12 protein-coding genes and 2 tRNA genes are annotated in these 11416 nt (G+C 67.5%); 4 read left to right on the top strand and 10 right to left on the bottom strand.

Translation table 11 applies throughout. The features are described from left to right. Positions 1-169: 169 nt before the first annotated feature. From ACTHL9_RS13190 to ACTHL9_RS13155, 8 genes are all read right to left on the bottom strand, one after another. Positions 170-829, bottom strand: a complete 660-nt coding sequence (locus tag ACTHL9_RS13190) for an ATP-dependent Clp protease proteolytic subunit (protein WP_440519694.1) — start codon at positions 827-829, stop codon at positions 170-172. 39 nt (positions 830-868) lie between these two features. Beyond that, positions 869-1489: an ATP-dependent Clp protease proteolytic subunit gene (locus tag ACTHL9_RS13185; protein WP_440519693.1), complete on the bottom strand. Its 621-nt coding sequence runs from the start codon at positions 1487-1489 to the stop codon at positions 869-871. Between the two features lie 228 nt (positions 1490-1717). Further along, positions 1718-3109, bottom strand: a complete 1392-nt coding sequence (gene tig, locus ACTHL9_RS13180) for a trigger factor (protein ID WP_440519692.1) — start codon at positions 3107-3109, stop codon at positions 1718-1720. A gap of 67 nt (positions 3110-3176) precedes the next feature. Beyond that, a tRNA-Pro gene (locus tag ACTHL9_RS13175) sits at positions 3177-3251 on the bottom strand. A 72-nt stretch (positions 3252-3323) separates the two neighbouring features. Then, positions 3324-3394: transfer RNA gene (locus ACTHL9_RS13170), tRNA-Gly, on the bottom strand. A 58-nt stretch (positions 3395-3452) separates the two neighbouring features. Next, positions 3453-4367: an Fpg/Nei family DNA glycosylase gene (locus tag ACTHL9_RS13165; RefSeq protein ID WP_440519690.1), complete on the bottom strand. Its 915-nt coding sequence runs from the start codon at positions 4365-4367 to the stop codon at positions 3453-3455. Positions 4368-4376: 9 nt separating this feature from the next. Further along, complete coding sequence (locus ACTHL9_RS13160) at positions 4377-4892, bottom strand: ribose-5-phosphate isomerase (RefSeq protein WP_440519689.1); 516 nt, start codon at positions 4890-4892, stop codon at positions 4377-4379. A 6-nt stretch (positions 4893-4898) separates the two neighbouring features. After that, positions 4899-5858 carry a hypothetical protein gene (locus tag ACTHL9_RS13155; RefSeq protein WP_440519688.1) on the bottom strand — a complete coding sequence of 320 codons (960 nt, stop codon included), beginning with the start codon at positions 5856-5858 and terminating at the stop codon, positions 4899-4901. A 137-nt stretch (positions 5859-5995) separates the two neighbouring features. Between ACTHL9_RS13155 and pepN the strand changes: the two genes are divergently transcribed. The 4 genes from pepN (at position 5996) to ACTHL9_RS13135 (ending at position 10420) form a co-directional block, all read left to right on the top strand. Further along, on the top strand, positions 5996-8560 hold the full coding sequence (pepN, locus tag ACTHL9_RS13150) for an aminopeptidase N (RefSeq protein WP_440519687.1): 2565 nt from the start codon (positions 5996-5998) through the stop codon (positions 8558-8560). 11 nt (positions 8561-8571) lie between these two features. Continuing rightward, on the top strand, positions 8572-9033 hold the full coding sequence (locus tag ACTHL9_RS13145; protein WP_440519686.1) for an OsmC family protein: 462 nt from the start codon (positions 8572-8574) through the stop codon (positions 9031-9033). A 214-nt stretch (positions 9034-9247) separates the two neighbouring features. Then, the gene (locus tag ACTHL9_RS13140; RefSeq protein ID WP_440519696.1) at positions 9248-9898 is read left to right on the top strand and encodes a mechanosensitive ion channel family protein; all 651 of its coding nucleotides are present in this window, start codon (positions 9248-9250) and stop codon (positions 9896-9898) included. Positions 9899-10003: 105 nt separating this feature from the next. After that, entirely contained in the window at positions 10004-10420 is a 417-nt protein-coding gene (locus ACTHL9_RS13135; protein WP_440519695.1) for a globin, read from the top strand. Positions 10421-10438: 18 nt separating this feature from the next. Here ACTHL9_RS13135 and ACTHL9_RS13130 read toward each other — a convergent pair whose 3' ends face one another. Next, the gene (locus tag ACTHL9_RS13130) at positions 10439-11116 is read right to left on the bottom strand and encodes a hypothetical protein (RefSeq protein ID WP_440519684.1); all 678 of its coding nucleotides are present in this window, start codon (positions 11114-11116) and stop codon (positions 10439-10441) included. Next, positions 11113-11416 (bottom strand): acyl-CoA thioesterase (locus tag ACTHL9_RS13125; RefSeq protein ID WP_440519683.1); only part of this gene is annotated, 304 nt, incomplete at its 5' end. The genes ACTHL9_RS13130 and ACTHL9_RS13125, both read right to left, overlap by 4 nt.

Genomic DNA, 11416 nt, shown 5'->3' with positions numbered 1-11416 from the left:
TCTCGCCAATCCGTTCAATTCGTCGAAGCCCTTAAGTTTGGGGTTGAACCAGTGACAACTCAACTGTAGGCCACGCCACCGACCGCGCACCGAAGCAAAACGCCGGTGCCGCCGAAGATTTCTCGGCGGCACCGGCGCGCTGGGGCCGTGCCCTTCAATGGTCAAGCGGTCAGCGGGCGATCGCGCTCTGCCGAATTTTACGAGACTCGAGAACCTCGTCCACGAGTCCATAGACCTGGGCTTCCGGAGCCGTGAGGAAGAGGTCGCGCTCGATGTCGCGGCTGATCTCCTCCGGCGTCTTGTTCGTGTGCTTGGCCCACGTCTGCTCGAGCCACTCGCGCATGCGCAGCACCTCGCGTGCCTGGATCTCGAGGTCGGTCGCCTGCCCACCCGAACCGCCGGACAGGGAGGGCTGATGGATCATGACCGTCGAGTTCGGCAGCGCAAGGCGCTTGCCCGGGGTACCGGCCGCAAGGATGACTGCCGCTGCGGACGCCGCCATACCGAGGCACACCGTCTGGATTTCCGGACGGATGAACTGCATCGTGTCGTAGATGGCGGTCATCGCGGTGAAGGAGCCGCCCGGCGAGTTGATGTACATCGTGATGTCGCGGTCCGGATCGTTCGCCTCGAGCACGAGCAGCTGGGCCATGATGTCATCTGCCGAGGCGTCGTCGACCTGGACGCCCATGAAGATGATGCGGTCTTCGAAGAGCTTGGTGTACGGGTCCTGGCGCTTGAAGCCGTAGGGCGTGCGCTCCTCGAACTGGGGAAGGATGTAGCGGTTGGTCGGCAGGCCCGCCGGGTTGACGCCCATGTTGTAGTTCATCTGTTGCTCCTTCTTGCCGTGCGTTGCCGCGGGCGTCTCTTACTTGTCCGTCCCGCCGCCGCCGGTGACGTGACCGGCGCGCGCGGCGATCTTGTCGAAGAACCCGTACTCGAGCCCCTCCTGGGCTGTGAACCACTTGTCGCGGTCGTTGTCCTTGAGGATCTGCTCGACCGTCTGACCGGTCTGCTCGGCCGTCAGTTCTGCCATGACCTGCTTCATGTGGAGGATCAGCTCGGCCTGGATCTTGATGTCCGAGGCCGTGCCCCCAATCCCGCCCGAGGGCTGGTGCATGAGGATCCGGGCGTGCGGCGTGGCGTACCGCTTGCCCTTGGCGCCAGACGAAAGGAGGAACTGGCCCATGGACGCCGCAAGGCCCGTTGCGACGGTCACGACGTCGTTCGGCACGTACTGCATCGTGTCGTAGATCGCCATGCCCGCCGTGACCGATCCGCCGGGCGAGTTGATGTAGAGGTAGATGTCCTTCTCGGGATCCTCGGCGGAGAGCACGAGGAGCTGCGAGCAGATGGTGTTCGCGTTGTCGTCCCTGACCTCAGAACCGAGCCAGATGATGCGCTCCTTGAGGAGTCGCTGGTAGATGAAGTCCTGGCCGTTGCCCTCGGGCTGGCCGGCCAGGCGCGGCGTGGTCTCCGGCTGCTGCATGGTGGCGATACCTCTCGATCTCCTGCACAAGCTGATTGCTGCTACAGGGACAGTAGCCCGTTTCGAGGTGTCTTTGTTCCGCGCGGCGCGGCTGTTCGCTTTGGGCGCATGAGGCCCCGCGTCCTTCCTTTTTCGCCGGCCTTCCACCGTTCGCAGCCCTGCCAACGACGGAGGCCGCCGCCCCTCGCACTCAGGCGCGGGTCGGCGGCCTCCGTCGAAGCGAAGCGCTCAGAACTTGGCGGCAGCGGGGTCGTCGCTCGGGACGACGTTCGCAGCGTTCTCGTCGGTGGACTCCTCTGGAGCCTCGAGGACGTCCTCCTCGTCGCCCGGCCGGACGAACTCCGAGAGATCCACGGGGTTGCCTTCCGAGTCAGTCACCTCGGCCTGCCCGAGGACGTGGGCAAGGGCCTTGCGGCGGCGCACTTCGCCGACCATCATCGGGACCTGGCCCGACTGGTCCATGATCTGGGCGAACTGGTTCGGGTCCATGCCGTACTGCGAGGCGGTCGAGATGAGGTACTCGATGAGCTCGTTCTGGGAGACGCCGATCTCTTCCTTGTCAGCGATCGCGTCGAGGATGACCTCGTTCTTGAAGGCACGCTCCGTGTTGGCCTTGACCTCGGCGCGGTGCTCCTCGTTGTCGTGGTCCTCGGCCGCGGCGTGGCCGCCCGCCTCGGGGTTGAAGTGGGCCTCGACCTGATCAGTGATGACGGTCTCGGGAACCGGAACCTCAACGAGCTCGACGAGCTTCTCGAGGACCTTGTCACGGGCCTCGATGCCCTGCTGGGCGACCTTTGCGTCCGCGGCCTGCTTCGCGAGGTCCTCGCGCAGTTCGGCGATGGTGTCGAACTCGGACGCGAGCTGTGCGAAGTCGTCGTCGGCCTCGGGAAGCTCGCGCTCCTTGACAGCGGTCACCTTCACGGTCACCTGAGCCTGCTCGCCGGCGTGCTCGCCGCCTGCGAGCTTCGTCTCGAAGATGGCTTCCTCGCCTGCGCTCAGACCGGTGACGGCCTCGTCGAGGCCCTCGAGCATGGTGCCCGAGCCGACCTGGTACGAGAGACCGGAGGCGGAGTCGACCTCTTCCTCGCCCACCTTGGCGGTGAGGTCGATCGTCAGGAAGTCATCTGCCTGCGCGGGACGCTCAACGGGCTTGAGGGTGCCGAAGCGGGAGCGGAGATCGTCGAGAGCCTTCTCCACGTCGTCGTCGGAGGCCTTCACCGCCTCAACGTCGACCTTCAGACCCGCGTACTCGGGGAGCTCGATCTCCGGGCGGACGTCGACCTCGACGCTGAACGTGAGCTGGCCGTCGGTGGCGCTCGGGTCGGGAACCTCGGTGATCTCGACCTCGGGGCGCGAGAGCGGACGGATGCCGGTCTCCGCCACGGCCTGCTGATACCAGTCGTTCAGGCCGTCGTTGATGGCCGTCTCGAGGACGTAGCCGCGGCCCACGCGCTGGTCGATGATGCGGGACGGAACCTTGCCCTTGCGGAAGCCGGGGACCTGGATCTGGTCCGCGACCTGCTGGTACGCCGCGTCGATGTTCGGCTTGAGCTCGTCGAGAGGGACCTCGACGTTGAGCTTGACGCGGGTGGGCGTGAGATTCTCGGCGGCGCTCTTCACAGCGTGGCACTCCTGAATGTTCTGGTTGGAGGTTGCCGCCCTGGCTGGCTTGCCGACGGCGGAACTGTCGGGATGACAGGATTTGAACCTGCGACTTCCTGCTCCCAAAGCAGGCGCTCTAGCCAAGCTGAGCTACACCCCGTCTCTGGTGCACAGACCACAATACAGGCGTCGCTGCAGGGGCGCACATTCGTACTTTCACCAGGCGCGAGAGAGGGGGCGACGGGAATCGAACCCGCGTATCCAGTTTGGAAGACTGGCGCTCTACCATTGAGCTACGCCCCCGTAGGCGCACTCAACTAAAGCGAATGCGCCGACTCCGTGTCAAATCCTACGGGTCGGATCAGATGGACTGGCACCCCGGGCACCAGTACAGTTTCCGTCCGGCCTCGTCAGCGAGGAGCACGGTGGTGGCGCACACTCGGCACGCCTGGCCGTGGCGCTTGTAGACGTAGTGGGCGTCGCGGGGCTCTGGGAGCTCCCCTTCCGGAAGTGGCCAGAAGCTGGGGTCCGTCGTCACAATCCGGCCGTCGCGCATCCCCTGCCCCAGGGCCGCGACGGCGTCGGCCCACAGCGCGAGCGCCCTTTCCCGCCCGAGAGACGAACCCGGAGTGGCCGGATCCAACCGCGCCCGGAACAGCAGCTCGGCTCGGTACACATTCCCGATCCCTGCGATGACGGACTGGTCCATGAGCAGGCGGCCGATGGGCGTACGACGGCGCGCCAGCCTCCGCGCGAATTCCTCCCCTGGCCGCTGGCGCGGCTGGGCTGTGGCCAGCGGGTCCGGCCCGAGACGGGCGAGCACGGCGTCCACTTCGGGGGCGGTGACGACGGCGCACACGGTCGCCCCTCGCAGATCGGCCCAGCCGTGCTCTGAAGCAAGCCTTACCCTGACGGCCCCGACCGGAGGGGGCGGACCTGCATAGGCCGCTTCGCCGCCGTCGCCCGCTCCGCCGTCGGCTATCTCTCGCTCGCCAACCCGCCGCGGCGCGCCGATGCTGGAGGCCCCGCGGAAGGTCGAATCCCCGCCGAAGTCCCACGCGCCGTACAGGCCGAGGTGGACGTGGAGTGAGAGGCCGCCCTCGAAGCCGAGGAACAGCTGCTTGCCGTGCGCGCGCGCCGACTCCAGCACGCGGCCGTCCAGCAACGCAGCCCCATCCGCAAACCTCCCCTGGGGGCTGCTCACGGCGAGGCGCTCGCCCACGAACACGTCTGAGAACTGCCTCGCCAAGCGGTGGATCGAATGGCCCTCCGGCATGTGAGGCCCCTAGTCGAGGATCTCGCCGGTCGTCTCGTAGGCGGCGATCTTGCCGATCCGGCGCACATGCCGCTCGTCGTGGCTGAACGGCTCCGTCAGGAAGGCCTCGATGAGCGAGGTGGCCTCCTCGACGGTGTGCTGACGACCGCCGACGGCGATCACGTTGGCGTCGTTGTGCTCGCGCGCAAGTCGCGCGGTGTCCAGGTTCCACGCGAGCGCGGCGCGGACGCCCTTGACCTTGTTCGCCGCAATCTGCTCTCCGTTGCCAGAACCGCCGAGCACGATTCCGAGGGCGTCAACTCCGGCCTCCTGGTCGGCGACCACCGCGAGGGCAGCCCGAATGCAGAACGAGGGGTAGTCATCAAGCGGGTCGTAGACCTTCGGACCGTGGTCGAGAACCTCGTAGCCCTGCGCCCCGAGGTGGCTCACGAGGTGAGCGCTGAGCTCCATCCCTGCGTGGTCGGTGGCGATGTGGACGCGGGGCTTGGACACGGGTGATCCTCTCGGAAGTGGGATGGGCCGCATCCAAGACTAATGTGCGGATGTGCCGCCTAGCACGTCCGAGACGCGCTCCGCCATGGCCGGATCCTTCGCCGAGAACACATACCGTGTGCCGTCCCTGCAGAGCACGTCCACCGCCTCGCCGCTCGCAACGAGCGCTGAGACTAGCTTCCCCCGGCGGCGGTACCCCCAACCGCCGAAGGCGCGGGCGGAGACGGCGCCGTGCCCGGCCCGGAGGACGCGCGCCACCGGAATCCGCGCCGCGCGCACGACTCCCGCGAAGGCAATCCGCACCTCCTCGGGATCGACACTCACCCGGACCATCAGCATCGACGCGATGCCCATGCTCAGAATCAGGATGACCAGCGAGATCCAGGGCGAGACGAGCAGCGCGAGGAGCGAGAGGTTGATCCCGAGGATTGCGAGCATGACGAAGACGGATGACCGGGCGTGCGCCCAGAACACGAACGTGTTCCTTGCCCGCTCTGGCTCGAGCACGTCGAGGAGGGCGTCTTCGTCGCGCGGGCTCCACTGCTCGTCGGGCTTGAAGATCATGAACATGACGACGGCGAGCGCCACGGTCGCACCGCTGCCCGAGGCGAGCACGATGGGGTCGGGATGGGTCTCGCGGGCGTCCCGGGCGTCGACTTGGCCTATGAGCCCGGCTCCGAGCACCGTCACGAGGAACATGGACATGCCCACGCCCCCGGCCATGAAGATCTTGCGCGAGATCGGAGGGCGCGCCTCAAGGCCGGCTTGGAGGCACAGGAGGATCCCGATGACGGCCACGAGGACCGCGCCGCCGGCGAGGTAGACGGGGAACGGCACGAATGCACGCCCGCCGTCGGCATCCCACAGCCACGCGACCGGCTCGGGGACGTGGGTGCGGAAGGTGAATGCGGCCAGGGCGAAGCCGGCCGCGAGGAGAATCGGGTAGCCGATGGCGAAGCGGACGGCCTTCCGGTCCCACCGCGCCTCCACCTCAGCCATGCCTCCACGCTAACGCAGCCCGCGGGTCGGGCGTCATAGAAGCTGCAGGCACTTGCACAGGCGGACGAACTGAAAGAATAATTTCAAAATATGTTGCGCCGCGGGGCGCCGGGAAAAGCGAATGCGAGGAGGCGCGCATGCCGGGGACGAATCTGACGCGGTCTGAAGCCGTCGAGCGGGCGAAGGCCGTACGGCGGGTCGAGAGCTACCACGTCGAGCTCGATCTCACGGGGAGCGAGCGTGTCTTCGGGTCCAAGACCACGGTCGAGTTCGACGCCGTGGCCGGTTCCCACACCTTCATCGATGCGATCACCGACTCTGTCCGGTCGGTCACCCTCAACGGGACTGAACTAGATCCCGCCGAGGTCTCGGACGGCGTCCGCATCCAGCTTCCCGGACTCCAGGCCCACAACGTGCTGGTGATCGACGCTGATGCCCGCTACATGAACACGGGCGAGGGGCTCCACCGCTTCGTCGACCCCGTGGATGGAGAAGTCTACCTCTACACCCAGTTCGAAGTACCCGACTCCCGGCGGATGTTCGCGGTCTTCGAGCAGCCGGACCTCAAGGCCTCCTTCCGGTTCACTGTCACGGCGCCCTCGCATTGGGCCGTCGTGTCCAACTCCCCCACGCCCGAACCGCAGATCGTCCCGTCCGGAGACGACGGCGGTGCTCGCTCGACGTGGGATTTCGCCCCCACGCCGCGGCTCTCCAGCTACGTCACCGCACTCGTCGCGGGCCCCTACCAGTCCGTGCACGATGAGCTGGTCAACACCGCGGGCCGCACCATCCCGCTGGGGATCTTCGCGCGCAAGTCGCTCATGCAATACCTCGATGCGGACAACATCTTCGAGACCACGAAGCAGGGCTTCGCCTTCTTCGAGGAGCAGTTCGGCTGCGAGTACCCGTTCGCGAAGTACGACCAGCTCTTCGTGCCCGAGTTCAACGCGGGCGCTATGGAGAATGCCGGCGCTGTCACGATCCTCGAAAGCTACGTCTTCCGGTCCAAGCCCACGCAGGCGACAGTGGAGCGGCGCGCGATCACCGTGCTACACGAACTCGCCCACATGTGGTTCGGCGACTACGTCACGATGCGCTGGTGGGACGACCTGTGGCTCAACGAGTCCTTCGCGGAGTTCATGTCCCACCTCGCCGCCGTCCATACGCCCGAGTTCGGCCATGCATGGACAACCTTCGCCTCGGTGGAGAAATCCTGGGCGTACCGGCAGGACCAGCTCCCCACCACGCACCCGATCTTCGCGGACATCAACGACCTTGCGGACGTCGAGGTCAACTTCGACGGCATCACGTACGCGAAGGGCGCCTCCGTTCTCAAACAGCTCGTCGCCTGGGTGGGCCAGGAGCAGTTCATGGCGGCGGTCCGCGCCTATTTCGCCAAGCACGGGTGGGGCAACACTGTCCTTGCCGACCTCATCGCCGAACTCGAGGCCGCAAGCGGGCGAGACCTGTCGGCATGGGGCGGTCTCTGGCTCGAGACGGCGGGCGTGAACACGCTTGCTCCCGAGATCGAGACGGACGAGGACGGAACGATCACGTCCTTCTCGATTCGCCAGACCGCAACCGAAGCCCAGCCGACGCTGCGCCCTCATCGTCTCGCGATCGGCTTCTACGACATGGCTGAGGGCGGACGCCTTGTCCGGGTTCGGCGGGAGGAACTCGACGTCGAGGGCGAGCTGACCGAGGTTCGCGCGCTCGTCGGCGCAGCCCGGCCGGCCCTCATCCTGCTCAACGACGACGACCTCGCGTACGCCAAGGTCCGCCTCGACCCCACTTCCCTTGCCACCGCCACTGAGCACCTGCGCGACATCGCCGACAGCCTGCCGCGCGCCCTGGTTCTGGGCTCCGCCTGGGACGGCGCGCGCGACGGCGAGACGCCCGCCCGCGCCTACGTGGAACTCGTGCTGGCAAACATCGGCGCCGAGACGGACTCGTCGGTGGTGCAGACCCTGCTGCGCCAGCTCGCGACGACGCTCGACTTCTACGTCAGCCCCGAGGCGCGAGCGTCCGTCAAGCTGTCCACGGCGGACCGCCTCTGGAAGCTCGCAGTCGACGCCCGGCCGGGCTCTGATTCCCAGCTCCAATTCGTCAAGGCCTTCTCCGCCCTGACCTCGTCTGCCGAGCACCTCGACATTGTGGCCGGCCTGATCGACGGATCGGTCACGGCCGCCGGACTCGAGGTCGACCAGGACCTTCGCTGGGAGCTGGTCGCCTCGCTCGCCGCGGGAGGCCGGATCGGCAAGGACCGCATCGACGACGAGCTCTCCCACGACAACACGTCCACCGGCCAGTGCGCCGCAGCCCTCGCAGCGGCAGCCTTGCCCACCGCCGAGGCCAAGGCCGAAGCGTGGCGCGCAATCGTCGAAACCGGCGAGCTCTCGAACGCCGTCCAGCAAGCAGCGGTAACGGGCTTCGGCCGCGTGCACGACGCCCAGCTGATCGAGCCCTACGCCGAGAAGTACTTCGAGGCGGTTCCCCGCATCGTCGCCGAGCGCACCCACGCGCTCGCCCAACAGATCGTCGTCGGGCTCTACCCCGCACGGCAGACCACCGAGGCGACGCTCGAGCGCACCGACGCCTTCATCGCCTCTCTCGACGACGAGCAGGGAGCCCTCCGGCGCACCATGCTCGAGAACCGCGACGGAGTAGCGCGTGCGCTCCGCGCCCAGGCCGCGGACCGGTAGACGCCACCGGGATGGGCGAGCATCACTACACCGTGACGGTCACCTGGACGGGAAACCGGGGTACGGGGACCTCTGGCTACCGCGACTACGGGCGGCAGCACGACGTGGCCCTGCCGGGACTGCCCCTGCTGCCGGGTTCGGCCGATCCCACTTTCCGTGGTGATCGCGACCGCTACAATCCCGAGCAGCTCCTGCTCACGGCGCTCTCCCAGTGCCACATGCTGTCCTATCTCCACGTCGCGGTCCTGCACAACGTCGTCGTCACGGGGTACACGGATGAGGCAGAGGGGACCATGCGTCTCAATCGGGACGGGAGCGGCGAGTTCACAGAGGTGGTCCTGCATCCTCGGGTGCACCTGGCTGACGAGGCCCAGCGTGCGCTGGCCGATGGCCTCCACGACGAAGCGCACCATCTGTGCTTCATCGCACGCTCTGTGAATTTCCCGGTCCGCCCGGAGCCCTCGGCGCCGTAACGGTCAGGAATTCTCGCTAGGGTGGATGGGCACCATCCCCCAGCCGAGGAGGCCTCCGAGATTGCAGTCCGCTCTGCTGTCATTCGTCACTGCTGCCACCGCCGTATCCCCCACCCCTAGTCCCACGCCGTCAGCCGACGATTCGAATCTGTCGCACCTCTCGGCCGCGGAGCTCAACACGGCCGTCACAACGTTCAATTCGACGCTCCTCCAGGTGGCCATCGCGATCGGCGTCGGGCTGGTCGTCTGGCTTGTTGCCACGTTCCTCATCCGCCAGGTCGTCCGCCGGATCCTCGCGGGAACTCAGCTCACCAAACGGCGGCTCTTCCGGTGGGCCGCGCCCGCCCTGCGGGCGCTCGACTCGGAACGACGTGCCCAGCGAGCCAAGACGATCGGGTCCCTCCTGAACTCCATCGTCGCCGTCGTCATCACGACAATTGTGCTGATCTACGTGCTCAAGGCCTTCGGTGTCGACATCGCGCCGCTCCTGACCAGCGTCGGCATCCTCGGTGTCGCCGTCGCCTTCGGCGCCCAGCAGCTGATCCGCGACTTCCTCGCAGGGATCTTCCTCACACTCGAGGACCAGTTCGGCATCGGCGACGTCATCGAACTAGGCGCCGGGGAGGTCGTCGGCACGGTCGAGAGCGTCGGGCTGCGCATCACGCGCGTGCGAGCCGAGGACGGCGCCATCTGGTATCTGCGCAACGGCGAGATCCTGCGTGTCGGCAACCGGTCTCAGGGCTCGTACCTTCCGCCCGCGCCCGAGGCCGCTCCGACGATTGCGAGCCCGTCCCCCGCCAACGCAGCACAGAAGGCCGACGCGGCGCACAAGCCCGACGCTCAGGGCCAGCGGGCTGGCGAGTGAACCGGGCACCGGCGCGTTGCTCTACCGTGGAGTGAAGGACAGCACAAGGAAGGACGGCTCACGGACGTGACCGAGCATCAGGGCGAGAGTCTGGTTCGAAGGAACCTGCTCAAGGTGAAGGACCCCTTCGCGCAGAACGACTACGCGAACACGTTCTACGCGGAGATCGGGGGCCACGAGGCCTTCGTCAAGCTGGTGGACGTGTTCTACGACGGCGTTGCCGAGGACCCCCTGCTGCGGCCCATGTACCCAGAGGAGGACCTGGGGCCGGCGCGGCGACGGCTCACGATGTTCCTCGAGCAGTATTGGGGTGGGCCGGGGACGTACAGCCAGGAACGGGGCCACCCCAGACTCCGCATGCGCCATGTGCCGTTCAAAGTGAACCCGGAGGCCCGCGACCGGTGGCTGCACCACATGCGCGCCGGGGTCGACGCCCTGCACCTCTCACCCCTGCACGAGGCGACGCTCTGGGACTACCTCGAGCGCGCCGCTCACTCCCTCGTCAACACCTTCGACGACTGACTCAATCGGCCTCGGCTGTCAGCCGAGCAGCGAGGCGCGCGGGGTCCGGCACAGAACATGGCCCCGCGCTGAGCTCAGGCGCACCCAGGTCCCCGAGGCGAAAACAGAAACGGCTTCCCCGCCCCCAAGAAAGCCCAGCGCCTCGGCGGCGAAGGCGGCTCCCGCCGGCAGTCCGGCAACGCCTTCGACGTCGCGGCCCCACACCGCCGCCCGCGCCCCGCTGACCATCGCGGCGCCCGGCTGATCCGGAACGAGCGCGGCGACCTCGGCCATGCCGGCAGCGGCTGCGTTCCCGAGGACTGCCGCCGCGACCTCGCCGGTGGGAATCCATGGTCCGCGCGGCGGACTCACCGCGGCCCATGCCACATGAACGGACGACGGCGGAACATCCAGGAGCGTCCCACCGTCACCCATACGCGCCAACCGGTCCGCGACGGCAGACATGGGCACGGTCGCGTCCACCTCCGCAGGCTGTGCAAGCGCCACCGCCCGCATCCCCAGCACCGTCGGCGTGCCATCTCCGAGCGCCCTCGGCTGGAGGACGCACACGTACACCGCGAGGACGCTTCCGACCGCTTGGAGGCGTACGGCGCCCGCGGGCTCGATCGCGCGGGCTCTGGTCAGGAAGGTCCGCAGATCAGCTACAGCCTCAGGATCGCCGAGGTCGAGCACTGTCTGCACGTCCGAGGCGCTCATCCCTGGCCCCCCGCCGCGCCGGGACGGACGGTGTCCGCTGGTAGCGGCGGCCGCCGCCTGAACGGAACCTGGTCCCCCGAGTACTCAGAGAACGCCTCGCGCAGCTCCGCCGGCAACCGCACTGGTCGGCCCGTGGATCGGCTGACCAGCACCATGGAGGTTGCGGCGTACGCATACGTGCTGGAGCCGTCACGCTCGGTCACCGAGTACCCTAGGTCAAAGCTGGAGCCCCCGATGCGCGTGACCCAGAGGTTGACGCCGATCGGAGCCGGTCGGTAGAGGAGCGGCTGCAGGTATTCG

Source organism: Sinomonas sp. (assembly GCF_051955515.1).
Classification (GTDB): domain Bacteria; phylum Actinomycetota; class Actinomycetes; order Actinomycetales; family Micrococcaceae; genus Sinomonas.
Note: the sequence above shows the minus strand (reverse complement) of the source record. Positions and strands in the feature narration are given on the sequence as shown.

What these genes read in the sequence shown, in the direction of transcription:
- ACTHL9_RS13165 (WP_440519690.1), bottom strand. Translation starts at nt 4,367, where the DNA reads ATGCCGGAGGGCCATTCGATCCACCGCTTGGCGAGGCAGTTCTCAGAC.
- ACTHL9_RS13190 (WP_440519694.1), bottom strand. Translation starts at nt 829, where the DNA reads ATGAACTACAACATGGGCGTCAACCCGGCGGGCCTGCCGACCAACCGC.
- ACTHL9_RS13130 (WP_440519684.1), bottom strand. Translation starts at nt 11,116, where the DNA reads ATGAGCGCCTCGGACGTGCAGACAGTGCTCGACCTCGGCGATCCTGAG.
- ACTHL9_RS13155 (WP_440519688.1), bottom strand. Translation starts at nt 5,858, where the DNA reads ATGGCTGAGGTGGAGGCGCGGTGGGACCGGAAGGCCGTCCGCTTCGCC.
- pepN (WP_440519687.1), top strand. Translation starts at nt 5,996, where the DNA reads ATGCCGGGGACGAATCTGACGCGGTCTGAAGCCGTCGAGCGGGCGAAG.
- ACTHL9_RS13160 (WP_440519689.1), bottom strand. Translation starts at nt 4,892, where the DNA reads ATGCGGCCCATCCCACTTCCGAGAGGATCACCCGTGTCCAAGCCCCGC.
- ACTHL9_RS13145 (WP_440519686.1), top strand. Translation starts at nt 8,572, where the DNA reads ATGGGCGAGCATCACTACACCGTGACGGTCACCTGGACGGGAAACCGG.
- ACTHL9_RS13185 (WP_440519693.1), bottom strand. Translation starts at nt 1,489, where the DNA reads ATGCAGCAGCCGGAGACCACGCCGCGCCTGGCCGGCCAGCCCGAGGGC.